The sequence below is a fragment of the Microvirga sp. M2 genome, assembly GCF_047497095.1.
Taxonomy (GTDB): Bacteria; Pseudomonadota; Alphaproteobacteria; order Rhizobiales; family Beijerinckiaceae; genus Microvirga.
Map to the genome: position 1 here is coordinate 2,536,332 of NZ_CP134063.1, position 24,841 is coordinate 2,561,172.

19 protein-coding genes and 1 other RNA gene are annotated in these 24,841 nt (G+C 65.1%); 11 read left to right on the forward strand and 9 right to left on the reverse strand.

The features are described from left to right. The first annotated feature begins 373 nt into the window (after positions 1-373). Positions 374-964 carry a cysteine hydrolase family protein gene (locus RE429_RS12025; RefSeq protein WP_414471004.1) on the forward strand — a complete coding sequence of 197 codons (591 nt, stop codon included), beginning with the start codon at positions 374-376 and terminating at the stop codon, positions 962-964. Between the two features lie 244 nt (positions 965-1,208). On the opposite strand, the gene RE429_RS12030 is transcribed toward RE429_RS12025, so the two are convergent. The 4 genes from RE429_RS12030 to RE429_RS12045 form a co-directional block, all read right to left on the reverse strand. Further along, positions 1,209-2,414, reverse strand: coding sequence for a CAP domain-containing protein (locus RE429_RS12030; RefSeq protein ID WP_414471005.1), 1,206 nt, complete (start codon positions 2,412-2,414; stop codon positions 1,209-1,211). Between the two features lie 402 nt (positions 2,415-2,816). Further along, a complete protein-coding gene (locus RE429_RS12035; protein WP_414471006.1) occupies positions 2,817-3,584 on the reverse strand; it encodes an outer membrane protein in 768 nt (255 codons plus the stop codon). A 100-nt stretch (positions 3,585-3,684) separates the two neighbouring features. Next, the gene (locus tag RE429_RS12040; RefSeq protein WP_414471007.1) at positions 3,685-8,772 is read right to left on the reverse strand and encodes an Ig-like domain-containing protein; all 5,088 of its coding nucleotides are present in this window, start codon (positions 8,770-8,772) and stop codon (positions 3,685-3,687) included. A gap of 779 nt (positions 8,773-9,551) precedes the next feature. Continuing rightward, complete coding sequence (locus RE429_RS12045) at positions 9,552-9,806, reverse strand: hypothetical protein (RefSeq protein WP_414471008.1); 255 nt, start codon at positions 9,804-9,806, stop codon at positions 9,552-9,554. A 186-nt stretch (positions 9,807-9,992) separates the two neighbouring features. Between RE429_RS12045 and RE429_RS12050 the strand changes: the two genes are divergently transcribed. The 4 genes from RE429_RS12050 (at position 9,993) to RE429_RS12065 (ending at position 17,622) form a co-directional block, all read left to right on the forward strand. Further along, positions 9,993-10,745 carry an ImuA family protein gene (locus tag RE429_RS12050; RefSeq protein WP_414471009.1) on the forward strand — a complete coding sequence of 251 codons (753 nt, stop codon included), beginning with the start codon at positions 9,993-9,995 and terminating at the stop codon, positions 10,743-10,745. Then, positions 10,663-12,165, forward strand: a complete 1,503-nt coding sequence (locus RE429_RS12055) for a DUF6504 family protein (RefSeq protein ID WP_414471010.1) — start codon at positions 10,663-10,665, stop codon at positions 12,163-12,165. Before RE429_RS12050 ends, RE429_RS12055 begins: the two co-directional genes overlap by 83 nt. Beyond that, positions 12,162-15,440 (forward strand): error-prone DNA polymerase, encoded by a 3,279-nt coding sequence (locus tag RE429_RS12060; RefSeq protein WP_414471011.1) that lies wholly within the window; start codon positions 12,162-12,164, stop codon positions 15,438-15,440. Before RE429_RS12055 ends, RE429_RS12060 begins: the two co-directional genes overlap by 4 nt. 109 nt (positions 15,441-15,549) lie before the next feature. Beyond that, positions 15,550-17,622, forward strand: a complete 2,073-nt coding sequence (locus tag RE429_RS12065) for an ATP-dependent helicase (RefSeq protein WP_414474181.1) — start codon at positions 15,550-15,552, stop codon at positions 17,620-17,622. Between the two features lie 20 nt (positions 17,623-17,642). On the opposite strand, the gene RE429_RS12070 is transcribed toward RE429_RS12065, so the two are convergent. Then, positions 17,643-18,110 carry an ester cyclase gene (locus RE429_RS12070; protein ID WP_414471012.1) on the reverse strand — a complete coding sequence of 156 codons (468 nt, stop codon included), beginning with the start codon at positions 18,108-18,110 and terminating at the stop codon, positions 17,643-17,645. 253 nt (positions 18,111-18,363) lie between these two features. Continuing rightward, on the reverse strand, positions 18,364-18,543 hold the full coding sequence (locus RE429_RS12075; RefSeq protein WP_414471013.1) for a hypothetical protein: 180 nt from the start codon (positions 18,541-18,543) through the stop codon (positions 18,364-18,366). A 724-nt stretch (positions 18,544-19,267) separates the two neighbouring features. On the opposite strand from RE429_RS12075, the gene RE429_RS12080 reads away from it, so the two are divergent. The 5 genes from RE429_RS12080 (at position 19,268) to RE429_RS12100 (ending at position 21,898) form a co-directional block, all read left to right on the forward strand. Beyond that, positions 19,268-19,468 carry a hypothetical protein gene (locus RE429_RS12080; RefSeq protein ID WP_414471014.1) on the forward strand — a complete coding sequence of 67 codons (201 nt, stop codon included), beginning with the start codon at positions 19,268-19,270 and terminating at the stop codon, positions 19,466-19,468. Between the two features lie 36 nt (positions 19,469-19,504). Then, complete coding sequence (locus tag RE429_RS12085) at positions 19,505-19,861, forward strand: DUF6481 family protein (RefSeq protein WP_414471015.1); 357 nt, start codon at positions 19,505-19,507, stop codon at positions 19,859-19,861. Between the two features lie 70 nt (positions 19,862-19,931). After that, positions 19,932-20,126 carry a hypothetical protein gene (locus tag RE429_RS12090; RefSeq protein ID WP_414471016.1) on the forward strand — a complete coding sequence of 65 codons (195 nt, stop codon included), beginning with the start codon at positions 19,932-19,934 and terminating at the stop codon, positions 20,124-20,126. A 77-nt stretch (positions 20,127-20,203) separates the two neighbouring features. Then, the gene (gene rpsU, locus RE429_RS12095) at positions 20,204-20,506 is read left to right on the forward strand and encodes a 30S ribosomal protein S21 (protein WP_414471017.1); all 303 of its coding nucleotides are present in this window, start codon (positions 20,204-20,206) and stop codon (positions 20,504-20,506) included. A 672-nt stretch (positions 20,507-21,178) separates the two neighbouring features. Further along, positions 21,179-21,898, forward strand: a complete 720-nt coding sequence (locus RE429_RS12100; protein WP_414471018.1) for a lysophospholipid acyltransferase family protein — start codon at positions 21,179-21,181, stop codon at positions 21,896-21,898. 87 nt (positions 21,899-21,985) lie between these two features. Here the strand turns inward: RE429_RS12100 and RE429_RS12105 are convergent, their stop codons facing one another. Both RE429_RS12105 and ssrA read right to left on the reverse strand, forming a co-directional pair. Further along, on the reverse strand, positions 21,986-22,726 hold the full coding sequence (locus RE429_RS12105; protein WP_414471019.1) for a hypothetical protein: 741 nt from the start codon (positions 22,724-22,726) through the stop codon (positions 21,986-21,988). Positions 22,727-22,803: 77 nt separating this feature from the next. Beyond that, positions 22,804-23,185: a transfer-messenger RNA gene (gene ssrA, locus RE429_RS12110) on the reverse strand. Between the two features lie 214 nt (positions 23,186-23,399). Between ssrA and RE429_RS12115 the strand changes: the two genes are divergently transcribed. Continuing rightward, positions 23,400-24,290 carry a LysR family transcriptional regulator gene (locus RE429_RS12115; protein WP_414471020.1) on the forward strand — a complete coding sequence of 297 codons (891 nt, stop codon included), beginning with the start codon at positions 23,400-23,402 and terminating at the stop codon, positions 24,288-24,290. Between the two features lie 98 nt (positions 24,291-24,388). Here RE429_RS12115 and RE429_RS12120 read toward each other — a convergent pair whose 3' ends face one another. Further along, positions 24,389-24,772, reverse strand: a complete 384-nt coding sequence (locus RE429_RS12120; protein WP_414471021.1) for a helix-turn-helix domain-containing protein — start codon at positions 24,770-24,772, stop codon at positions 24,389-24,391. Positions 24,773-24,841: the final 69 nt, after the last annotated feature.

A 24,841-nucleotide genomic window follows, 5' to 3' on the forward strand; every position in this document is an offset into this window, starting at 1 on the left:
GACTCCCCTGGGAAGACTCATGCCGTTCCCAGGGGAGTTCTGGTCCCAGGGGAGTTCTGGTCCCAGGGGAGTTCTGGTCCCAGGGGAGTTCTGGTCCCAGGGGAGTTCTGGAGATTTGTCGGGCCGCAAGAGCCACCGAACCGGATCGGGCTCATCCGATAGCTTTGCACGATCGGGACATCGCTCAAGCGAGGGAGCGAACGACCGCGTGAGCTGAAATCAAGCCGAGTACACGTCAAGCGCTCAGTCGGCGCCGGCCACAATGCGACCGCATCCAAGTCGGTGGCCTCATCGGTTGAATTCCCCTCGAAGCATGGAACCGGGCTCGGACCGGTTCGGTTGTCACGCATCGACCTCCACACCGTTGATCCCCATGCTCCCCCTCGGGCCCGCTACCCTCCACCTATGCATCGATATGCAGCGTCTCTTCTCGGCAGAGGGACCATGGCCAACCCCATGGATGGAACGTGTCCTGCCGACCGTCGCCCGGATTGCCGAGGCTGCCCCGGAACGCACGGTCTTCACACGGTTCATCCCGCCGTACCGACCTGACGACATGGCAGGCATGTGGCGCGTCTATTATGAGCACTGGCGTGAGGTCACCTGCGAGTATCTCGACCCGCATCTGTTGGAACTCATGCCGCCGCTGCAACGGCTCGTGCCTCCTGCCCTCGTTCTGGATAAGCCGGTCTACTCGGCCTTTGCCGGCCACAGGCTGCGCGACCTCGTCAGGGCGCAAGGCATCGACACTCTCCTGATCACCGGGTCTGAAACCGATATGTGTGTTCTCGCGACCGTGCTGGGTGCCGTGGATCTCGGGTTGCGCGTGGTGATCGTCTCAGACGGTGTCTGCAGCTCCTCCGACGAGGGCCACGATTCGCTTCTGACGCTTTATTCGAAGCGCTACAGCTATCAGGTCGAGACAGTCGGCAGCGAGGTCGTATTGGCCCAATGGCCATCATAGGATACTGGACATCGCATTGGGAGCCTCTGCGGTTCGAAGACATGGATGCCCGGCTCAAGGCCGGGCATGACGACACAGGGCAAAGGGCAATGGAAATGACCGGGAGCGTGTCGGAACCATGGCTCGCCCCTTGGCGCGAAACCGGCGCCCACTTTTCACGTTCGATGCTCTGGCGACTTCTCGGCGAACGCCTGGACGAGGATATCCGTGAGGCGCCCCGATCGTGCGGGAAGTCTCGTCGGCCTCAGAGCACGAAATCGGCGCTGTCGAAGGTATGCCAGCCAAGAACCTTGATCGCGAACTCGGGTCGGCCGTCGCCGTTGGTGTCGGCCGAGATGTAGGTATTCCCGTCTCCAGGGTGATAGGTGTGAAGTTCGCCCGGGACGTTGTGGAACCGCTCGGTGCCGATGAAGACGAAGGGCTGCTTCCCATCCGCGGTCGTGTCCGCGTCGATGTAGTGAAGGTCGATGACGTCGGCCCCGTGCTCGAAGTCGACGATGGTGTCGCCGCGGGCCTCGTCAGCGAAATCGAACACGAAGGCGTCGCTCCCCGGCCCACCCTTCAGGGTGTCCATGCCGCCTCGACCTTTCAGGATGTCGTTGCCGGCCCCGCCGTCGAGGAAATTCGAACCGGAGTTGCCGCTGATCCAGTTGTTGAGGGAATTGCCCGTACCGTCGATGTCGGCCGTCCCTTCGAGCCTCAGCTCTTCGATCACCTGCCCGTACAGCGAATAGCTCACGGTGCTGACGACGTGGTCGAACCCGCCCCCGGCTTCCTCGTATGCCTTGTCCCCCGGATTGTCGACGTAATACCAGTCATCACCGGAACCGCCGTACATGGCATCCGCTCCGGTCCTGCCGTCGAGCGTGTCGTCTCCGGAAAGCCCGTAGATCCTGTCGTTGCCAGCCGTGCCATAGAGATGGTTGTTGCCGAAATTGCCGTAGATGGTTTCGCCCGAGGCACCGGGAAACGGTCCGGACGTGGTGGGCGTGGCGCTTCCGACGTCATTGGCCTCGGCCCGCTCGGCGGCGTTCGGCGTCCCGAAGTTCTGGGTCACGAGCACGACAGCCCTGCCGTTGAAGTCGGCTTCCTTCAGGCCGATGCCGATCTCCTCGAACGAGCCGTTGACGATGTTGGCGTAGTGCTCGGGCGAGTTGACGAGCATGGCGTGCAGCTTCCGGACGGTGGCCTCGTTGAGCGCGCCGCTCGTGTAGCCGATGTTCTCGCCCCATCCCTCCCAGCCGTAACCGGCCGCCGTCATGCGGTCTCCCGCGTTCGAACGGTCGATGCCCGTATGCGAGACGCTGTTTGCCTGGTCCATCCAGGCATTGTGGGCATCGGAGGAGTTGAGGAGCTCGCCGTCGAACCTGAGCGCCTTCACGCCCGCCTGGGCGCGGGTCTCGTTGACGAGCTGGAGGAAGTAGGTCTCCAGGGGAGTTGGAGTGCTCATTGCCGCATCTGCCTCTTGTGCAACATATTGCACGCTTGGACTGCCGGTCGGACCGGAAAAGTAAAGATGACCGATGTAACTGCAAGATGCAGTAAGTTGCAATTATAAAAAGAAAACGTTTTCAAATACTCATTATATAGTTTGAATTTCGAATTATTTATCTGGATTCATCCAATAAGTTTTACTGTCATCGACTTCACCGGCAGGATCGATGGACCGCAGATACGATGCCTTTAGAGCCTCGAACGCAAAAGCGGGCACCGGTGTTCACGAACGTGGCCCTTCGGGTCCGCTCAAACGATGCGCTGTTCCATAGGGGAGCATCGGATGCGGGTTCGATGTCCCGTCCGATGCGCTGGAGCCGTTTCCACTTGCGTGGAACCGGCTCTGAACCGGCCGGTCTCAGAAGCGGACGTTGAGGCCGATGCGGCTGATCCAGCCGTCGTTCTTGAACCGGTAGCCGACCCGATCGCCGGCGCGCGCCAGCGTCAGGGTCTCGTCGGCGAGCTTGTAGTACAGCGTCTCGCTCGTGAGCGACAGGCTCGGCGTCAGCCGGTGCTCGGCGCCGGCGCCGACCACGAAGCCCGGGCGCCAGCCGGTGCGGCGCGCTGCCGGGCCGACGCCCGGCGGCACCACCGTGATCGCGCCCTGGTGTTCGATCTGCGCCGTGGCCAGGCCGCCCGTGACATAGACCAGCGACGACGCGACGAAGGGCGCCAGGCTCGGCAGCACGAGCCCGACCCGGCCCTTGAGCGTGCCGAACCAGCGCAGCTGCGAACTCAGGTCGGTGCGCAGCGCGAACGGGCCGTCCACGCCGAGGCTGCTGCGGCCCTGGCCCACATCGAGCGCGCTCAGATCCGCCTCGAGGCCGGCGACCACCTCGCCGACCTGCCACAGATAGCCGACCTGCGCACCGCCGCCGAGCCCGCTGGCGCGCAAGCCCGCCCGGGCCGGCAGCGCCGCCGGCGCGACACCTGCCGCGTCGGTGCGGACCGCCTCGCCGCTGTCGCCGAGCCAGGCGCCGTGCGCGCCCAGATACCAGCCGCTCCAGCTCACGGCGGGCGCCGCCGGCAGCGGAAGCACGGGCGCGGCCCGCGGCGGCAGGTCGGCGGCCGAGGCTACGGCCGGCCCGGCGAGCAGGACGGACAGGGACAGCAGGAGGCGTTTCATGAGGATCTCCGGAAGGGGGGCGGATGCGAGCACGGATGGCGGTCAAAGCCGCTCATGGCAGGGCGGGCCGGGCGGCGCAGGTCGCGCCCGGCCCGGGGGCTTACAGGATCACGTCGCCGGCCGCGAGAGGGCCGACGATCCGGATCTCGAAATCGGCCCGGCCGTCGCCGTCGACGTCGCCCATCAGGAGGCCGTTGGCAAAGCGCAGCTCGCCCGCCCGGCCGGTAAAGCCCGTGGCCAGGAAGGCCGCGCTCTCCTGCGGGTGCAGGAACGGGCCGTCTGCGCCGGTCCAGCTGAACGCCTGGTTGCCGGCGAGCCGGGTGTTGGCGTCGATGCCGCGCAGGTCGATCCGGTCGTGGCCGCTCTGGAAGTCATGGATGACGTCGCGCTGCGCCCCGACCCGGCTCTCCGCGACCGTCGTGAAGACGAAGACGTCGCGGCCGGCGCCGCCCCCCAGCTGGTCCCGGCCGAGCCCGCCCACCAGGGTGTCGTTGCCGGTCCCGCCGAGCAGCGTGTCGTTGCCGGCGCCGCCGTCGAGCCGGTCATGGCCGCTGCCGCCGTCGAGGCGGTCGTGGCCGGACCCGCCATAGAGCCGGTCGTTGCCGGCATCGCCGTAGAGCCGGTCGTGGCCGGTGCCGCCCGCCAGGGTGTCGTGGCCGGAGCCGCCGAGCAGGGTGTCGTTGCCGGACCCGCCCTCGAGGCGGTCATGGCCGGCCTCGCCGAGGAGCCGGTCATGGCCGGTGCCGCCATAGAGATGGTCGTCGCCGATGCCGCCGGCGACGGTGTCGTTGCCGGCATCGCCGTAGAGCCAGTCGTTGCCGCCCTTGGAGCCGATGTAATCGTTGCCGCCGCCGCCGTGCAGGGTGTCGTCGTCGGCCCCGAGCACGATGTGCTGGGCCGCGCCGTCGCCATACACCACCTGCGAGCCGGCCCCGCCGGTGACCCGCACGGCGCCGAGGATCGTCGCGAACGCGACGTTGTCGAGCGCGATCACGGTGCCGGCCGACAGCCCGCGCGCGTCGATCACGAGCGCGGTCGCCGGCGCCTGCGCGCTGCTGTCGCCGCTGATGACGAGCGGCACGCCCGCCACCGCGCCGGCCTGGGTGAGCGTGAGCGCCTGGACGAGGAGCGGCGTGTGCGCCGGCAGGCCGGCCAGGAAGCCCGCGCCGCCGCCGCTCAGCGTGGTGCGGTCGGCCGCGCCGGCATGGGCCTGGATCTCGCGGATCAGGTCGGCGAGCGAGGCGCCGGCGGCTTTCGGCGCCGCAAAGCCCGACGCGGTCAGGCCGAGCCCGACCCCGACCTGCACCGTGAGCACGGGGCGCCCGCCCGCCGTCACCAGCGGAATGTCGGCATACAGGGCGCTGCCGTCGGTCTCGCTCCGGCCCGCCGTCACCACCGGGATCGTGACCACCTGCGACACCGAGCCGTCGAGGTTGGTCGTCTCGGTGCGGTCGACGACCGCGACGCCGTCGACCAGCGGCGCTCGGGTGTCGAGGGCCAGCGCCAGCGGGGCGCCCGCGCCGCCCGCATTGCCGGCGGCATCGGTGTAGGTCCCGGCCGTGACCGCGATGGTGGCCGTGCCGCCGCTGACGCCGGGCTCGGGCGTGAACACGGCCGTGCGGGTCAGGCCGGTGCCGCTCAGCGCGCCGAGCGTGCCGCCGACCACGCTGATGGCGTCGAGGGTGAAGCTCGCGCCGGGGTCTTCGCTGAAGGTGAACGTGATGGTGGCGGTCTCGTGGGCCTTGAGCGCGGCGAGATTGCTGGTGATCGTGAGGCCCGGCGCCACGGTGTCGAGCGTGTAGGCCTGGCTGCGCACGGGGCCGGTGTTGCCGATGGCATCGACCACGCGCACCGCGATCGTGTGCGTGCCCTCCGTCAGCACGGCCGCCAGCGACCAGGAGGTCGGCGTCTCGCTGAGCGCGGGCGTCCAGGTACCGCCGTCGTCGAACGACACCTCGACGCGTTCGCCTGCGGCCAGGGCGGCGCTCAGGGTGCCGGCAAGGGTCTGAACGGCCGTCCTCGTGACGAAGTCGGTGGCGGAAACGCCGCTGTCGTCCGAGAGGGCCATGCCGGTCACCTGCGTGGCGGGCCCCTCCGTGACGACCTGGATCTCCAGCGGCGGCGAGGCCAGCCCGACATTGCCGGCGGCATCGGTCGCCACGGCCGTGATGGTGTGGGCGCCTGCGCCGAGCGTGGAACTGGTGATGCTCCAGGTGCCGTCGGTGGCGACGGCGGAGCCGATCTCGGTGACGCCGTCATAGAGCCGGACGGTGGCGCCGATCTCCGCGGTGCCGGTGAAGGTCGGGGTGGTGGCGCCGGTGATGTTGTCGGTATTGGAGATCCCCGTGTCCGAGGCCGCCGCCAGATCGGGCGCGGACGGCGCGGACGGGGCCACGGTGTCAAAGGTCAGCGTTGGCGTCGTGCCGGCCCCTCCGGCGTTGCCCGCCGTGTCGGTATAGGCGCCGGCCGCAACCGTGATGCTGGCCGTTCCGCCATCGGTGTCGACGGCAGGGGTAAACACGGCCGTGCGGGTCGTACCGGTGCCGCTGAGCGCGCCGAGCGTGCCGCCGACAACGCTGATGTCGGCGTGCGTGAACGTCGCTCCCGGGTCCTCGCTGAAGGTGAAGGTGATCGTCGCGCTTTCTCCACTCTTCAGCTGGGATGCGCTGCTCGTGATGCTCAGCGCCGGGGCGGTCATGTCGATGGTGATGTCCTGGCCGGTGGCAACCGCACTCTCGTTACCGGCAGCGTCGATCGCCCTGGCGTGGATCGTGTGCCTGCCCTCAGCCAGCGCGGCATCCGGAGTGATGGACCACGTGCCGCCGACGGCAATGCCGCTGCCGATCACGTTGCCGGTCGTATCGTACAGGACCACGGTGGCGCCGGCTTCGGCGCTGCCCGTGAATGTCGGACGGGCGTTGGCCGTGATCCTATCGGAATTGGACAGGCCGGTGTCGCTGCCGGCGGCGAGCACTGGGGCGGTTGGCGTGCCAGGAGCCAGCGTGTCGAAGGTCAGCGATGGCATTGAGCCAGCCGCACCATTGTTGCCGGCGGCGTCAGTGTATGAACCTGCCGGCACCGTGATGCTTGCCGAGCCGCCATTCACGCCTGCGGTCGGCGTGAAGGTCGCGGTCCGGGTCGACCCGCTGCCGGAGATGGCGCTTAGCGTCCCTCCCGAGACCACGATGTCGCCGGCGGAGCCATCCCACGTGAACGTCGCTCCCGGATCCTCGCTGAACGTGAAGGTGATCGTCGCCGTCTCACCGCCCTTCAGCTGTGCCACGTTGCTGGTGATCGTGACGGCTGGGGCACCGGTGTCGATAGTCAGGGCGAACGGGCCGGACGCCGCGCTCGCGTTGCCGGCGGCGTCCGTGACCCGGGCAGTGATCATATGCGAGCCGTTCGACAGCGGCATGCTGCTGGTCGCCACCCAGCTCCCGTCGGCATGAACCGTGGCCTGGGCGATCACGGTCACGCCGTCGGTATCATACAGGCGGATCGTTGCGCCGGGTTCGGCACTGCCTGGACCGCCGAGGAAGGTCGGTGTGCTGTCGCCGGTGATGTTGTCGGTGCTGGACCAGCCGGTGTCGCTGCCGGCCGAAAGCCCTGGGAGAGAGGGGGTATTGGGAGCGATGCCGTCGACCGTCACGCCGGAGGTCGACGGGACGACGTTGAGGGACAAGGCCGCATCGTTGCCTGCAGCATCCTTCAGCGAGCCGCCGTTGAGCTCGAGACATGAGATGGCGATGCCATTGGCATCCGACTGGCCTGTCTGAATCGTGTACCGGAACGTCAGGGTCGCCGACCCGGAGCCCGAGACGAACGCGGCGTAGACCGTCTGCCCGCCGATGTCGATCGCCAGGCGCGGCGCGCCGCCGTCGGTCGCGACGATCACGGTCTCATCGAAATTCACCGTGAAGGTCAATTCCTGGCCGACACCATAGGTGCCGTTTGCGGGCACGGCGAGGGACGTGACGGACGGTCCGGTCGTGTCGACGCCGCCGGGATCCCCATAGTAGTAATGCAGCGGCTCGCCCAGACCGTCCTGGGCGACGATCATCAGCTTCCCGTCGGCACCCATCGTCAGGGTTACGTCGTTGTACGTCGCATTGGGAGAGAGAGGGACCTCGTTGCCGGGCACCCAGCCGCCTCCCGCCGTGCGGACATAGACCTTCGCGCCGGAGAGACCGTCGAACCAGGCTCCGCGGTCCTGGACCAGCAGGTATTCCACGCCGTCCTTGGCAAGATATCCGCTGCCGACCGGTATCGTCCCTGATCCCGTGACGATTTCGGTCCTGACCCAGGAGCCGGAGGCGTTCGTCATTTCGTAGAGGATCACGTCCTCGGCGAGATCGGCGGCGGCGTCGTCAACCTCCGCGTAGAACACGTGCAGGTTTCCCTGCGCGTCGAAGAACTGCGTGGTGAAGTACTCGGGTGCGGGAGCACCGACCGTCAAGACCTTCTCGGGAATCCACGAACTGTCCGGTCCCGGCGCCTTGGTCGCGAGGTAGACGGACCCTCCCCAATAATTCCAACCACCGGGATCATCGCCCTGCGTGTAGACGATCCTCAGGGTACCGTCGGGCGCCACCGCCAGCTCCGGGTTCGCCACCCGTGCGTTTCCACCGGGATCGGTGCTGTGGGCAACGGTCTCGCGCACCCAGTTCCCGCTCCCGTCCATTGTGGCATGGACGATGTCCGAGCCGGTGCCGGGGCTGTAGATCTTGTATGCCAGGTGGACATTGCCGGTGGCATCCTGCGCGAGGCTCAGGGAGTCGTCGAACCCGAACTGGTTGGAGCGGCGATCCACTTCGGTGAAGGTCCAGTCGCCGCCCGGAACGAACTTGCCATGGATCAGGATGCGCTCACCGAAGTTCCCGCCCGGATCGTTGTCAGCCGCGAAGGAGTTGAAGACGACATGGATGGCGCCTTCGGCATCGACCAGGAAATCGATGATGTGCCCCATCGCGGCACCGCCCGTGGCCTCCTCGTAGAGGTCGTAGGCGGCAACCTGGGTCCACGTGCCGTCGTCATACCGTGACACGACGAACGATCGGTTGTCGTTGAAGGAGCCTAGGTAATGCTTGCCGTCGGCACCAAGCATGGCATCCGGATGTTTCCAGTTCGCATCGGATGTCGGAACGATGTCACTGCTGAAGCTGTCGGAGGAGAGGATCGTGGGTGCCATTCGCTTGGTGCCTTACAGTCGTTCTTCGGGCCGGCGGTCGCGGCTCCGGCAATTGTCCTGAATTCATTTCCTGGCCCGGAACTGGATGATCTCGGCGCTCAGGACCATTGCCGATCAGCCGGTCAGGTTGGGCCGAGAGTTCATGGCTTTCGACGAGCGCAGCTTTGCCCGCCAAGAGCTGGCGCGGGTCGGTGAAGGAGGTTTGGGAGCAGCGGCGTAGCGATGCTGTCGGGAGCGCGGCCGCGCAAAAAGGACGCTTCCGCCCTGCGAGTTTCCCGTCTGCATCGATGCCCCACTGGTACCAAGCTTGGCGCTAACGTGCGTCAACACCCGAGCCTTCTGCGGCTCTGCCTGTTAAGACCTTGAGTGCAAATGCTCTGCATGCAGATGACCTTAGGTCAACACATTCTGTTGCCTGCCGAACAGCATCGTCCTTTGCGGCAGCGGACCTCTGCGCGTCGCCGCAAGACGATATTCGCCTTGCAGATCATAGGCATACGTGCCTACACCCCGGAAAAGATCCGCTATGGCAGAATTCGATCTGGAGGACTTCCGAGGCCGCATGTCGCAATTTTGCAACGCTCGAGAACCTCGGACGCGGGAAGTGGATTCCACTTTGGGGCTGATGCTCGAGCTCGGCCCGCGCGATGCCAACGGTCAAGCACACTCGAGCCAGTCAGCCGCATGAGATGAAAGCGTTGGTGCGGCCTCAAAGGCCGCCCGGGTCCTCTCGGACCTCGCAGAGCTGCACAGGGATAGCATAGGGATAGAATGAGACGTCAGCGCCTCAGACGCCTGACATTCGCCCGCACACGCTTGCGATACCCCTTGACGACCTTGTGGGCCGACCCGCCTGTCGCCACCGTTGCCGTCGCCTCGGCAAAGGCAGCGATCTTCTCCGTCACCATCAGGGTGGATTCGGCAGGCGTGCCCCGACCGCGAGCGATCCGGCTCAGCCGGGTCCAGATGACGATCTGAGACTCCAGAGCCAGCCTGTTCGTCTCCAGGGCCAGTTTCATCCATGAGAACAGCATCCGTGCCCCCGCTCCTCTTGCCGCGGCACACCATACCGCTCCTTGCCTGTTCCCGGGCCTGTCGACCCGCTTCCCGTAACATCCTTCTCCCCAAAATTCACAACGACCGGTGCGTGCATTTGACTCATGACGTAACGAGAACATAATAGGAACATCCTCAACACGAACGCGAACGGGCACGGGGTCATGCATGCCGGGCAACAGGACAGGCTTGCCGATTTACGGCTCCGGATTGCCCGGCATGAAGGCAATTTCAGCAGAACCAAGCCCCTGCCCTTCGGCCCCCCTGAGATCGACGGCCATCTCCCCGGCGGCGGCCTCGCGCGAGGCGCTCTGCACGAGATGATCGAAGCGGGACCTGCGTCCGAGTTCGCAGGCTGCACGACCCTGTTCACCGCAGGGATCGCGGCTCGCCTCAAGGGACCCGTGCTCTGGTGCCTGACGCGCCGGGACCTGTTCGCTCCGGGTCTCCTGCGCGCAGGTCTTCATCCCGATCGCGTGATCTATGCCGAAGCCGAACGCGAGCGGGAAATCCTGCCGCTCATCGAGGAGGGGCTGCGCGAAAAAGGATTGGCAGCCGTGGTGGGCGAGGTCACGCATATGGGACTGACCGCCTCGCGCCGTCTGCAACTGGCGGCTGAAGCCACGGGCGTGACCGCCCTGGTCATCCGGCGCTGGTGGACCGTCGCCGAGAAGGATCTGGTTCACCTGCCGACCGCCGCCGTCACCCGCTGGCGCATCGCTCCCGCCCCGTCCGAACTGATGCCGGCTCCTGGTCTCGGACGGGAACGCTGGCAAGTCGAACTCGTGCGCTGCCGTGGCGCCGAACCCCGTACCTGGATTCTGGAGGCTTGCGATGCGAAGGGTCGTCTCGCTCTACCTGTCGACATGGCCGACCGATCGGATCAGGCGGCGGACCGGCAGGCCGCCGCGTCATGAGCCGCTCGTGACCGTGCACGCGGTTGGATCGCGCCGCCTGATCCGCTCGGCCTGTGCGGCCGCCCAGGAGGCCGGCCTGCATGTCGGCATGCCGCTCGCCCAGGCGCAGGCTCTGGTGCCGGACCTGCATGTGGTCGAAGCCGCGCCCGACGAGGATGAAGCATCCTTGCGGGACCTCGCCCGCTGGGCGATCAACTACTCGCCCGTGGTGGCGCCCGACCCGCCGGACGGGCTCTGGATCGACATTGCGGGCGCGGCGCATCTCTTCGGCGGCGAGGAGGCATTGCTCGATGACCTCACAGGCCGGCTGACGCGGCATGGTATCGCGGCCAAAGCGGCCGTGGCCGATGCGCCGGGAGCGGCGTGGGCGGTGGCCCGCTACGGCGCCGGCGGCCTCGTGCCGACAGGCCGCACCGTGGATGCGGTGGCGCCCCTGTCGATTCGTGCTCTCAGGATCCCTGTCGACAAGCTCAGTGCCTTGCACCGGCTCGGCATCGAGTGGATCGGCCAGCTCGCCGCCATGCCGCGCGCCCCTCTGATCCGTCGCTTCGGACGGGATGTGGCGCTGCGGCTCGATCAGGCCACGGGCCACGTATTCGAGCCGATTACTCCGCTCGTCCCCAAGGAAACGCCGACAGCGGCTCTTGCCTTCTCGGAGCCGATCGGCCGGCTCGATGACCTCAAGGATGTCGTGATGCGCCTGTCAAAAGACCTGTGCCGGCAACTGGAGCGTCGCGGAAAAGGCGTGCGCCGTCTCGATCTTCTCTGCCAGCGCATCGATCAGAAGAGCGTCTGCCTGCGGATTGGAACCGCGAAAGCCAACCGGGATGCGGCGCATCTCGCGAAACTTTTCGACGAGCGGCTGCAAACCGTCGATCCCGGCTTCGGCATCGAGGAGATCGTGCTTGTCGCGAGCAAGGTCGAGCCGCTGGCCGAGACGCAAATCCATGCTCGCGGCCTTGGGGAGGAGAATGCCGGTGAGGCGGATATGGGCCAGCTCGTCGATCGGCTCGGCGCCCGCATCGGCATGGCGAAAGTTTATCGGCTCTCGCCCGTTCAAAGCTTCGTCCCCGAACGCATGGCGCGCAAGGTTCCGGCGCTCGCGCCGGCGACGGGTTCGGTCTGGCCCGAGAGCCTGCCGCGGCCCACGCGCCTGCTCGACCCGCCCGAGCCCGTGGTGGCGACCGCCCTGCTCCCGGATCATCCGCCGCGCTTCTTCATTTGGCGCAAGGTGAAGCACACGGTCGCCAAGGCCGACGGCCCCGAGCGCATCACGCCGGAATGGTGGAACGGCGACAAGGGCTCCGCCGCTCGCGACTACTACCGGGTCGAGACCGAACAGGGCGGCCGCTTCTGGATCTTCCGCGATGCGCCCACCGCCGAGGGTGGACGCTGGTGGATGCACGGGTTCTTCGCATGACCAGGCATTCCGCCGGCCCCATCTACGCCGAGCTTCAGGTCACCACCCATTTCTCGTTCCTGCGCGGTGCGTCCAGCCCGCAGGAGCTGTTCGAGCAGGCGAAGCTCCTCGGGATATCGGCGCTCGGCATCACCGACCGCAATTCCCTCGCGGGGATCGTGCGCGCCTACGAGGCCTCGCGGGACACGGGCGTGCGGCTGATCGTCGGTTGCCGTCTCGATCTGAGCGACGGCACGTCGCTCCTCGTCTATCCCATGGATCGGGCCGCCTATTCGCGCCTGTGCCGGCTGCTCAGCCTCGGCAAGAGCCGCGGCGGCAAGGGGCAGTGTCATCTCACGTGGGATGATGTGGCCACCTGGAGCGAAGGGCTGCTCGCCGTTCTGCTGGGCGATCATGACGACGACATGCTCAGGACCAGCCTCGCCCGTCTCAAAAGCACTTTCGGCAACCGCGCCTACATGGCCCTGATCCGGCGCTTCGCTCCCAACGAGCACCTGCGCCTCCATGCCGTCGAACAGGCGGCGCAAGTCGCCCGGGTGCCGACCATCGCCATGGGCGATATTCTCTACCACCACCCTTCGCGCCGGCGCTTGCAGGACGTGGTCTCCTGCATCCGGCAGGGCTGCACCATCGACGAGGCGGGCTATCGCCTCGAGCGTCATGCCGACCGCCACCTCAAGGATCCGATCGAGATGGAGCGCCTGTTCGAGCGCCACGGGCAAGCGTTCCGGCGGGTCCGCGAGATCCTCGACCGCTGCGCCTTCTCGCTCGACGAGCTGCGCTACCAGTATCCGTCCGAGACGGAAGGCGGCGAGACGGCGCAGGAGAAGCTGGAACGCCTGACCCGGGAAGGTGCGCGGCATCGCTATCCGGACGGCATCCCGGATGTCGTCGCCGCGACCTGCCGCCGCGAGCTGCGCCTGATCGAGGAGCTGGGCTACGCCCCCTACTTCCTCACCGTCCATGCCATCGTCTCCTTCGCCAGGTCGCGCGGAATCCTGTGCCAGGGCCGTGGCTCGGCCGCGAACTCCGCCGTCTGCTTCGTGCTCGGCATCACCTCCATCGACCCGACCGAGCATGACCTGCTCTTCGAACGTTTCGTGTCTCAGGAGCGGCGGGAGCCGCCGGATATCGATGTCGATTTCGAGCATGAGCGCCGCGAGGAAGTCATCCAGTGGATCTACGACACCTATGGCCGCCATCGCGCGGCGCTCACGGCTGTCGTCTCCTGTTACCGCGCACGGGGCGCGGTGCGTGAAGTCGGCAAGGCGCTCGGCGTGCCCGAGGACGTGACCGCGGGACTGGCCAGTCTCGTCTGGGGCTGGGGCAATGACGGCGTGTCGGACAAGGAAGCCAGGGAGCTCAACCTCAACCTCGACGATCCGCGCCTGCGCATGACGCTGGAACTCGCCGGCGAACTCATCGGCGCTCCGCGCCATCTGTCGCAGCACCCGGGTGGCTTCGTGTTGACCCAGGATCGCCTCGATGAACTCGTCCCGATCGAGCCGGCCGCGATGGAGAACCGGCAGGTGATCGAGTGGGACAAGAACGACATCGACACCCTCAAGTTCATGAAGGTCGACGTGTTGGGACTGGGCATGCTGGGCTGCATGCGCCGCGCCTTCGATCTTCTGCGCGAGCACAAGGGCGAGGACCGCGACCTTGCCAAGATCCCGCCCGATGATCGACCGACCTACGCCATGATCCGGAAGGCCGACACGGTGGGCACGTTCCAGATCGAGAGCCGCGCCCAGATGGCGATGCTGCCGCGCATGAAACCCGAAACCTTCTACGACATCGTCATCCAGGTGGCGATCGTCCGGCCGGGCCCGATCCAGGGCGACATGGTGCACCCCTATCTGCGCCGGCGCGAAAAGCGTGAGGAGGTCGAATATCCGCGCCCCGAACTCAAGCGCGTGCTGGAGAAGACGCTCGGCGTGCCGCTCTTCCAGGAACAGGCGATGCGGGTGGCCATCGAATGCGCCGGCTTCACGGCCTCGGAAGCCGACCAGCTCCGGCGTGCGATGGCAACCTTCAAGATGACGGCCGGCGTCTCCAGGTTCCGCGAGAAGCTGATCACGGGCATGACCGATCGCGGCTACGACGCGGACTTCGCCGAACGCACCTTCAAGCAGCTCGAGGGCTTCGGCTCCTACGGCTTTCCGGAAAGCCATGCGGCGTCCTTCGCCAAGATCGCCTATGCCTCGTCGTGGATGAAGTGCCACCATCCGGACGTGTTCTGCTGCGCCATCCTGAACGCACAGCCGATGGGCTTCTATGCGCCCGCCCAGCTGGTGCGGGACGCCCAAAGGCACGGGGTCGAGGTTCGTTCCGTCGACATCAATCATTCCCGATGGGACTGCACCCTCGAGCCGACCGGAAACCCGAAGCGTTTCGCCGTGCGGCTCGGGCTCCGGATGGTGCATGGCCTGGCGAACGCCGATGGCGCCCTGATCCCGCTCGCCCGGGCGGAGCGCCTCTACTCATCCGTCGAGGACCTGTGGCGGCGAGCCGGCATTCCGGTCTCCGCTCTCGAGCGGCTGGCCGAGGCCGATGCCTACGGCTCCATCGGGGTGCAACGTCGCGACGCGCTCTGGACCATCAGGGGCCTGTCCGACGAGGTCATGCCGCTGTTTGCCGCGGCCGACGAGCGGGACCGGCTCATCCGGCCCGAGACGACAGAGCCTGCCGTCGACCTCGTGCCCATGACGGAGGGCCGCGAGGTCGTGGAAGACTACCGCTCGAAGGGCTTGACCCTGCGCCGGCATCCCCTCGCCTTCCTGCGTCGGGAATTGACGGAGCGGCGCATCCGCTCCTGCGCCGACCTCCAGAACGTCAGGGATCGCCAGCGGGTCACGGTGGCGGGCCTCGTGCTGGTGCGCCAGAAGCCGGGCTCGGCCAAGGGCGTGACCTTCATGACCATCGAGGATGAGGCCGATGTGGCGAACATCGTGATCTGGTCCGCCGTGTTCGAGAAGCACAGGCGGCTGATCCTGTCGTCCGGCATGATCGGCTGCCGAGGCCGGTTTCAGCGGGAGGGAGACGTCACGCATCTCATCGCCGAGCACTTCATCGACCTGTCGGACCTCCTGGGGTCGGTCGCCGATCGCGATGGCGAACTGCGGCTGCGGGGCGGACGCGGGGACGAGGCAAGGATCGGCACACGTGATCGGGCCCGCAGCTCGCCGCGTGACGCCATGAAACGGCCGGGGGCCGACGAGACGGATCTCGAGCGGGAGACCGTCATCAAGGTGGCGGCGCGAAACTTTCGTTGACGACCGCCCGGCGGCCGCACGCCGCCCTCGGGCGCGACGAGCCGGGCCATTGCGAACAAAACGGGAAACGGGATTTATAGTGGCCCAAAGGAATGATTCGCCCGTGTCTGTGAACCCCGCCTATCTCGACCACCTCAATCCACGGCAGCGTCAGGCGGTGGAGCACGGCGTCTCGGCCAACGGCTCCCATCCGGCCGCGCCGCTGCTGGTCATCGCCGGGGCCGGATCGGGCAAGACCAACACCCTCGCACACCGCGTGGCCCATCTGATCGTCAACGGCGCCGATCCGCGCCGCATCCTTCTTCTGACCTTCTCCCGCCGGGCCGCGGCCGAAATGGCCCGCCGGGTCGAGCGGATCACCGGACAGATCCTGGGCCAGAGCGCGGGCGTGATGACCGATGCCCTCACCTGGGCCGGGACGTTCCACGGCATCGGCGCCAGGCTCCTGCGCGACTACGCGCCCGAGATCGGTCTGGATCCCGCCTTTTCGATCCATGACCGCGAGGACTCGGCCGACCTGATGAACCTTGTCCGGCACGAGCTCGGGCTCTCCGCGACGGAGAGCCGATTTCCGGCGAAGGGAACCTGCCTCGCGATCTATTCCCGTTGCGTGAATGCCGAGGCGGCGATCGAGGACGTCCTGCGGGTCTCATATCCGTGGTGTGCCGGATGGGCCGCCGAGCTGCGCCAGCTGTTCGCCGCCTATGTCGAGGCCAAGCAGCGTCAGAACGTCCTCGACTACGACGACCTCCTGCTCTACTGGGCCCAGATGGCGGCCGAGCCGTCGATCGCAGCCGAACTCGGCGGACGCTTCGACCATGTCCTCGTCGACGAGTATCAGGACACCAACCGGCTCCAGTCCTCCATCCTGCTCGCCCTCAAGCCGGGCGGTCAGGGCCTCACGGTCGTCGGGGACGACGCCCAATCGATCTATTCCTTTCGGGCGGCGACCGTCCGCAACATCCTGGATTTTCCCACGCAGTTCAGCCCGCCGGCCGAGATCGTCACGCTGGACCGCAACTACCGCTCGAACCAGCCGATCCTGGCCGCCGCCAATGCCGTGATCGAACTCGCCTCCGAGCGCTTCACCAAGAACCTCTGGACCGACCGCATGTCGGCCGAGCGGCCCCAGCTCGTGGCCGTGCGCGATGAGGCCGATCAGGCCCGCTACGTGGTCGAGCAGGTGCTGGGAAACCGCGAGGCCGGCATCAGCCTCAAGCAGCAGGCCGTGCTGTTCCGGACCTCCCATCACAGCGGCCCGCTCGAGGTGGAGCTGACCCGACGCAACATCCCGTTCGTGAAGTTCGGCGGCCTCAAGTTCCTCGACGCCGCTCACGTCAAGGACCTGCTGGCGGCGCTGCGCTTCGCCCAGAATCCGCGCGACAAGGTGGCCGGCTTCCGCCTGATGCAGCTTCTGCCCGGCGTCGGCCCGGCCTCGGCCCAGAAGGTGCTCGATCGCATGCATGACGCTGCCGATCCGGTCCAGGCCCTCATGGAGGCCCCTGCCCCGCCCCGGGCGGGAGACGCGTGGCACGCCTTCGTCGACACGATCACGCAGCTTCGCGCGGGAACGGCGGGTTGGCCGGCCGAACTCGAGCACGCGCGCGCCTGGTATGAGCCGCACCTCGACCGCATCCATGAGGATGCGACAACCCGCAAGGCCGATCTCATCCAGCTGGACCAGATCGCGGCCGGCTATCCCTCCCGCGAGCGTTTTCTCACCGAACTCACGCTCGATCCGCCGGATGCGACGAGCGATCAGGCCGGCGTGCCTCTGCGCGACGAGGACTACCTGATCCTGTCGACGATCCATTCCGCCAAGGGGCAGGAGTGGAAATCGGTGTTCGTCCTGAATGTGGTCGACGGCTGCATACCGTCGGACCTCGGCACCGGGACCACGGCCGAAATCGAGGAGGAGCGCCGATTGCTGTACGTGGCCATGACCCGGGCCAGGGACCATCTGCATCTACTGGTGCCGCAGCGCTTCTTCACGCATCAGCAGGCCGCAACGGGGGATCGTCATGTCTATGCCGCCCGCACCCGCTTCATTCCCAGTGCGCTCCTGAAACTCTTCGAGCGCGTGTCGTGGCCCACGGCTGTACCGGATCCGGCCGCCGCCTCCTCGACCACGAGACATGTTCGGGTCGATCTTGGCGCGAAGATGCGCGGCATGTGGCGATAGCAGGCGCGAATTCATGAAGCTCAGGAGCGTTCGCGTTCAATCAGGCCCGTAGGCTCCTTGCCCTCCGGGAAAGTCCGGTGTCCCCGTGTTGAGCCGACCTGTGACATCTGAGCTTCGATTGCGGCCTTGTCGATCACCGACCAGACCCCTTTGATCCGGCCTGCCCTGAACTCGTAGAAGACGTTTTCAGTGAACGACACGCGGCGGCCATTGACCGCCAGGCCGAGGAAACTTCCCTTCGGCGAGCAATCGAACCTGAGGCGGGCGGCGATGAAGGGCGGCTCGCAAACCAGCCGTTCAGCCTCGAACCGGAGATCGGGGATTTGCAGGAAATCATTCTCGAGCATTGCTCGATACCCTGAAACGCCGAACGGGCGATCGTTATGACTGACCTCCTCATGCACGAACTCGCCTAGGCGGGGCCAATCCTGCGTATTGAGACAGTCAAGGTATGCCCGATAGATCGACCGGAGGTCGGAGCTGGTCATGCCGTCCTCTCACGTCATGTGAGCTGTCATGTCACGAGCCTCTTTATAGGGCCGGATAAAGCTGCGTATGAGCCTGTTTCCTAGAGCCTCGGATGCGGGAAGTGGATTTGCACTTTTGGGATCGTTCCGATGCTCTCTTCTGGAAAGAGCGCATCGTGCGAAAAACCGGGCCGCTTTTTCGCACGATGCGCTCGTTCGGAAGCCCGGTCAGGTCACGCGATTCCCATGCTGGATCCAACGGGTTTTCGACACTCTAGGAATGCGGACAGCCTCGCTGGCTCTCGATAGACTTGATCTTGGCATCGACCAGATCCGCCAGCGCACTGTCGGGCGTGAGAGCACGCAAATCCTTCGATGCCTGCTTGAGCTCAGCCAATGTCGCTCCGTCGACAAGCGTCCGCTCCGCAACTTGCAGAGCTTTTTCATAGGACATCGGTCAATCCTCTGGTTCTCAAATGAACCCCAGAAGGCCTTCAGAATGCGACTTTCATGCGCTCTCCAAGGGGTCATTTGGAGGTCCAGGCGCTTCACGGGCGCGAAAGCCCGGCGAGCGCCCGACGGCACGGCCGACCGAGAGACGCCGCCTTTTCCGGAACCCGGGCCGGAATGCATGATGCCCCCTCCTTCCATCATCGTCATCTCCGATGAGGTCGACCGATCCTGGGATTCCAGCCGAAAATTTGCCGGCGGCAGGTAAAAGTAAAACTTGCCGGCACCTCCCCGATTCGCGGCCGCTTTCAAGGGGCCCTCTTGCAAACCCTCTTGTAAAAATGTGATTGATCCCTATATCACTCCTATCGATTTTGGCCGGATAATCGAGCCGTTTCGCCGGCGGCTTTGCCGGGCGCACGTTCAGACTCTCTCCAAACCATCGACGGACCGAGTTGAGGTCGCACTTGGCGTGCCTTCAGTGACGTGCATCCCTGTCAGCCGCGAAAGGTTGGTCTCATGCTCATGGGCGTTGTGACATTTTATAACGATATGAAAGGCTCCGGCTTTGTCCGGCCGGACGATGACACGCGCAGCCTCGCCGAAGGCCGGAAGGCCTAAGGATGATGAGGCGTCCATCATGAGCGCCAGTCCGACGCCGCTCCCGGATGGAGCGGCTTTTTCTTTGAAAAGCTCCATCATTTGATGGTCAACCAAGTGAGGAAGCGATGAACACTTTTCGAAAGACCCCTCCTGCGAAATCCGTGATGTTCGTAGTGGACTATGACGATGCCCGCAGAGCCTATCTGTGGATCGACGATCCTGCGAAGGCCGGCGACATCCGGGCCGTCGGCGCAATTGCGCGGGCTCAGCAAGAACAAGGATCGCTGCCGGAAGGCACGATCGCCAACATCAGACGAATCCGATAGCCGGCCAGCTTGGCCGATCGACGTATGTTGAGACCCATGAGTGGAATGAAGCAGAAAGATTTCAGAGACCGGCTGAATGCCGCCAAGGACGCAAAGCAGGCGATGGCCGCCAAGTTCAATCAGCGGCCGGGCCCCGACGATCCGGCCGTTGCGGAAAAGCGAGCCGCCCGGGCTGCCGTGAGCGCCGCGCGGGATGCCCGCATGGCCGAGCGGGAGGCCCTGCGCGTTGCCGAGAATGCCCGCCTTGCCGCGGAGCGCGAGGCTCTTGCAGCAGATCAAGCTGAGCAGGAAGCGCGCGCAGCCGCCGAGAAGGCAGCGAACGAAGTCAAGCTGGAGGCCGAGCGCAAGGCTGCCCGTGACGCTCGTTACGCTGCCCGCAAAGCACGGAAGTAGCGGCCTCCAACCGGCGATATCCCATGAACGGTATATCGCCTCAATCCGCCGACGGCAAGGAGATCCGCCGATGTCTCATAAGTTCAAAGTCCGGCAACTGGTCCGACTGAAGCAGCCCGGATTCTCTCATGGCCCGACCGGTTCCACCGGTATTTACGAAGTCGTGCGGCTCATGCCGGCCGATCAGACCGGGGAGGTTTCGTACCGGATCAAATCGGGCTTCATCGAACGAGCCGTTCGCGAGAGCGAGATTCAGGGTACGTAATTCTCTGGACCATTCGATCAACTTCCATCAGACACATGCTGCCGTGGCATGAGTTCCACGAATAGAAAGGACATCCTTTGCAGGTTTTGGTACGCGACAACAATGTCGATCAGGCGCTCAGAGTGCTCAAGAAGAAGATGCAGCGCGAAGGGATCTTTCGCGAGATGAAAGCACGGAAGTCCTACGAGAAACCCTCGGAGCGCAAGACGCGGGAGAAGGCGGAAGCCGTGCGGCGCAGCCGCAAACTGGCCCGTAAACAGGCCATCCGGGAGGGGCTGATCGCCGCTCCCAAGCCCAAACCCCGTTTTTCCGGACCGCGTCGGCCCGCAGCAGTTCCCAGCACCGCATCCCGCGCTCCGGCGGGAGAGTCTAACGTCTAACCGGATCCGGGAGCATCGACGGCGGGAGCGGGAACCGCTTCCGCTTGAAAAGATGCCCAGGGTCCGACCCTTCGAGCAGCGAACGCAAAAGCGGGAACCGGCTTTACGTGAAAAGGTGCTCGAAAACAGAAACTTGCAGCATCGGATGGTGTTCGATGTCACGTCCGATGCTGTAAGTCATTCACGAGACTAAACTCCTTGCGACGGCGGCGATGTTCTTTTTCGCAGCATGCCTTGCATCCGCCACAAGGACGCATCAGATAACGGCGATCGACATTTGGTCGGACAATCGAGCCGTAACGCCTCGGCATGCCGGGCGAAGGTTCAGACACCCTCCCAAACTTCGACGAACCGAGCGAGCGGCCGCACTTTCGCAAGGAGTTTGAGCTCCCTTGCGCCGGTGCAGGCGACGCCCGAGAGCAGTGAGTTGAGTTCAGCGACAGGATGAGGAACCGCGCAAGCGGGGCCGGCGCACTGCCGGGGCCCCGCAGATCCAGGCTGCTGACGCCGGATCGGGAGCGCGGAGGCCGGCACCCTCGACCGCCGATTGATTCCAGAGCATCGAACACGGAAACGGGAACCGTTTTGCGTGAAAAGATGCCAAAAACCATAGACTTACGACATCGATGCAGGTTCGATGTCGCACCCGATGCTCTAAGGGAGCAACCCAGCATGCAGCGTATCCGCTCATTCCTGTTCGATCTTCTGCTGGCCCTTTGGACCGGCCTGTTCATACCCCTTCTGGCGATTCTCTGGCTGTGCCGCTCCCCGGAGCGTGGCGTTCGGCTGGCATCCCGGCTCTGGGCGCGCGGTGTCCTCGTCAGCCTGAAGTGGCTCGTTGGCCTGACCTATGCCGAGCGGGGTCAGCACAAAATTCCCGACGGCCCCTGCCTGATCATCGCCAACCACCAGTCGACGTGGGAGACGCTCGCGTTCCTCATCCTGTTTCCGGATGTGGCCATTGTTGCGAAGCAGGAGTTGCTGACGATTCCTGTCTTCTCCTGGTTCCTGCGCAAGTCGCCGATGATTCTGATCGACCGGGAGGGCGGCTCGAAGGCGGTGAGGAAGATGGTCGAAGAGAGCCAGGCGGCGCTGGCGCAAGGCCGCTCCGTGCTCATCTTCCCCGAGGGAACCCGAAAATCGGTCTCCGAGCCGATCGAGTTCAAGCGCGGGGTGGAGTTGCTTTATGCTAGGCTCGGCAGACCGGTTCTTCCCGTTGCCCTGAATTCGGGCCATTTCTGGGGACCCGGCCAGTCCTACAAACGCGCCGGGACAATCTCCGTGTCTTATCTCGACCCGATTGCCCCGGGCTTGGCCGGGCCTGAATTCACACGCAAGGCGGAGCAGCTTCTCGAGGCGGAGAGACAGTCCTCGTGGCCTCAGGCAGCTTGAAATCAGCGTTCAAGGAATATCCGAAGACCGGCGTCTCGCCGGGTTCATGCCGCCACCAACCGTAACGGCAGGCCGCCCCCAGGTGCCCTACCGTCCACCCTCCAGCTCGATATAGGGCTCGATGCTGGCATAGGGCAGCGTAAACTTCTCGCCTCGGAACAGCATCGGCACATCCTGACCGCCTCCCAGGCCCGCGGTGAGCCTGCCACGGACCGTGAAGGTCTCGCCTGCCGTCACCGGCCCCCAGATTTCATCGAGGTGATCCTTGACGCCGAGCTCGTTCAGGCGGGCGTCGACAGCCTGCATCCGCTCATGGGATGGTAATTCCCGGAGGCTGCTCATGAGGTCCTCGCGCGTGGAGGCATAGGCCGGGTTGCGCACCTTGTAGCGAAGCTCGGCATCCTGGACGAAGCGCCACACAGAACCGATCACCATCTGTTCCTGTTTGGTCAGCGGCTTCTTCGCCGGCTTCTCGGTCTTCTTTCCCGCCTTGGCGCGGGCAGGAGCTTCGGCAGGCTGAACATCGGCGATCAGGGCCCACTTGCTCGACCACTCCACCGCTCGGTAATCGCCCTTGGTCAAACGGTCGGTAAACTCCAGGATGTCCTGATCGATGGGACGTTTGGCGCCACTGGACTCGAAATATCGCAGTCGCATGTCGTCCGGAAGCAGCAGGTAGAAATTGTCGCTTTTGACATCCACATCGAAGATGTTGGTGACCTTCACAACCTGATCCCGCACGGACTCAGCCTCGACTCCATCGCCCGTCGGATACACCATTGTGCCTTTGGGAACCCGGATGTAGCCGTCCACTTGAATTTCCGACATATGAACTTCGTCTCTCTTCTGTGATGTCAGGATTGACCTGAAAGCCTGTGAAGGCTCGAAAATGGGAACGGCACCCGAAGGTGCCGTTTCTGTTGCTAGGCTGTCCCGAGCCCCGGATGGTTACGCCGCGAGGCGCACCGCACCCATGTCAACGTTGTCGTTGGCATTTGTGAATTTGCACTATCAAGGCCGTAGCTCAGCCTAATCGCAGCCTAGCCTTTATCGCGCCCAGTCGAACCCATGTCGCCCCCATCACAAACACATCGAGGCACCGGCCTGCCATATCCGGAAGCCACACGCTTGAACGATCCTGCCAAGCTGGACGGCTGATGTGCTTGTGGTGGAGGCGGCGGGAATCGAACCCGCGTCCTAAACGCCTATTCCACTCTGCCTCTACGATCATAGTCAGGTAAGCCTGACTTCTCCCGTGTATACCTTTGAAAGCTAAACTTCCAGTCCTCGTGTCAGCATACTTTTACCACCGGGCGATCGCCGCCCTCGCCTCCACATGCGGCGGATCTTCATCATTGCCCTACCGAACATGCCCCGATCCCTGTGATGTGCCCCATGCGGGGCCGCCTCATGGAGCTGCCTTGGCTACACACCGGCACCCATTCAAGCTACATTCCGCGAGGACCGGCGCTTAAGCGAGGCTGCATGAGGGGGACGCGGATTGGATTGGGACAAGATCAGGCTCTTCTGTGAGGTCGCGGAGTCCGGAAACTTCACCCGAGCCGGCGAAAAGCTCGGCGTCAACCAATCGTCAGTCAGCCGTCAGATCAATGCGCTCGAACAGGAATTGAAAGTTCCACTGTTCCATCGACACCCTCGTGGCCTCATTCTGACGGAGCACGGAGATGTGCTCTTCAAGGCGTCTCAGGAGATGCGCCTGTGCCTGGAGACGACTCGCCAGCGCCTCACCGAAACCAGCGAGCACCCTGCGGGAGATCTCAAGGTTTCGGCCACCGTCGGCATTGGCGGAATCTGGCTGGCCCGACGCATCAAAGAATTCCTCGATCTCTATCCCGAGGTGCGGATCGAGCTGATCCTGACGAATGGCGAACTCGATCTTGCCATGCGCGAGGCGGATCTCGCGATCCGGCTGCGCCGTCCTACGCAGCCGGATCTGATCCAACGGCGCCTGTTTACGATCCAGTATCATGCATACGCATCTGCCGCTTACCTGGAGCGCTTCGGGGAGCCCGTACGGCCGGAGGACCTCGACCAGCACCGCATCGTCAGCCTCGGCGGAGACCAGCCGGGGTTCATTCTGGATTTGCACCACCTGACGACGCTCGGTCGGCACCCGAAGGATCCCCGCCCGAGCCATCTGGTGGTCAATGACAGCCTGGCCCTACGGAATGCCATCGAGAATGGCGCCGGAATCGGCATGGCCCCGGACTACGCGATGAGCGGCAAGCCGGGGATCAGGCAGGTCCTACGCGACATCGAGATGCCGTCGCTCGATACTTACCTGGTGTATCCGGAAGAGATGCGCTCTGTCGCCCGTCTCCACGCCTTCCGCGACTTCCTGATCGCAAAGGCCCAGCAATGGGACCATTGATCCAGGTCACGGCTCGCCTGAGAAGTGCCGCAAACCCTTCTGCGCAGGCGCCTGGAGCCTCGGACACGAAAGTGGGAACCGGTGTTGCGTTCGATGCTCTATGAGACCGCTATCGACTTGAGGGCCCGCCTGACTGCAAGGCGCGCAGCATCGACATGCCCTCCCGCGAGCAACTCATCGACGATCCTGAGAGCCATGACGGCGTCGGGCCGCTGGCTGGCGTCCGGTACCAAGGGATCAATGCCGTGTGCCGGTCCTGCGCCTCCAGTGAGCTCGTCGCTGTGCCCCAGAAGATAGGCCGGAGTGCATTTGAGGACGGCTGCGAGGCTTGCGAGGGATTCCTCCCCCGGATCGCTTGCGCGCCCCGTGATGATATCCTGGATGAAGCCCGCTTCGAGCCCCGCCTCCAGGGAGGCCCGTCGCCAGGAAATCTTGAGGGCGCTGACCCTTTCTCCAATGCGCTGTCTGAGAGCCCCGTTCACGCATTGCTCCTTCGGTCAGATGCGGTGGAAACAAGAAAGGCGAGGAGGCGGTCCATCCGCGCCGTCCCC

What these genes read in the sequence shown, in the direction of transcription:
- RE429_RS12025 (WP_414471004.1), top strand. Translation starts at nt 374, where the DNA reads ATGCTCCCCCTCGGGCCCGCTACCCTCCACCTATGCATCGATATGCAG.
- RE429_RS12030 (WP_414471005.1), bottom strand. Translation starts at nt 2,414, where the DNA reads ATGAGCACTCCAACTCCCCTGGAGACCTACTTCCTCCAGCTCGTCAAC.
- RE429_RS12035 (WP_414471006.1), bottom strand. Translation starts at nt 3,584, where the DNA reads ATGAAACGCCTCCTGCTGTCCCTGTCCGTCCTGCTCGCCGGGCCGGCC.
- RE429_RS12040 (WP_414471007.1), bottom strand. Translation starts at nt 8,772, where the DNA reads ATGGCACCCACGATCCTCTCCTCCGACAGCTTCAGCAGTGACATCGTT.
- RE429_RS12045 (WP_414471008.1), bottom strand. Translation starts at nt 9,806, where the DNA reads ATGCTGTTCTCATGGATGAAACTGGCCCTGGAGACGAACAGGCTGGCT.
- RE429_RS12050 (WP_414471009.1), top strand. Translation starts at nt 9,993, where the DNA reads ATGCATGCCGGGCAACAGGACAGGCTTGCCGATTTACGGCTCCGGATT.
- RE429_RS12055 (WP_414471010.1), top strand. Translation starts at nt 10,663, where the DNA reads ATGCGAAGGGTCGTCTCGCTCTACCTGTCGACATGGCCGACCGATCGG.
- RE429_RS12060 (WP_414471011.1), top strand. Translation starts at nt 12,162, where the DNA reads ATGACCAGGCATTCCGCCGGCCCCATCTACGCCGAGCTTCAGGTCACC.
- RE429_RS12070 (WP_414471012.1), bottom strand. Translation starts at nt 18,110, where the DNA reads ATGACCAGCTCCGACCTCCGGTCGATCTATCGGGCATACCTTGACTGT.
- RE429_RS12075 (WP_414471013.1), bottom strand. Translation starts at nt 18,543, where the DNA reads ATGTCCTATGAAAAAGCTCTGCAAGTTGCGGAGCGGACGCTTGTCGAC.
- RE429_RS12080 (WP_414471014.1), top strand. Translation starts at nt 19,268, where the DNA reads ATGAACACTTTTCGAAAGACCCCTCCTGCGAAATCCGTGATGTTCGTA.
- RE429_RS12085 (WP_414471015.1), top strand. Translation starts at nt 19,505, where the DNA reads ATGAGTGGAATGAAGCAGAAAGATTTCAGAGACCGGCTGAATGCCGCC.
- RE429_RS12090 (WP_414471016.1), top strand. Translation starts at nt 19,932, where the DNA reads ATGTCTCATAAGTTCAAAGTCCGGCAACTGGTCCGACTGAAGCAGCCC.
- RE429_RS12100 (WP_414471018.1), top strand. Translation starts at nt 21,179, where the DNA reads ATGCAGCGTATCCGCTCATTCCTGTTCGATCTTCTGCTGGCCCTTTGG.
- RE429_RS12105 (WP_414471019.1), bottom strand. Translation starts at nt 22,726, where the DNA reads ATGTCGGAAATTCAAGTGGACGGCTACATCCGGGTTCCCAAAGGCACA.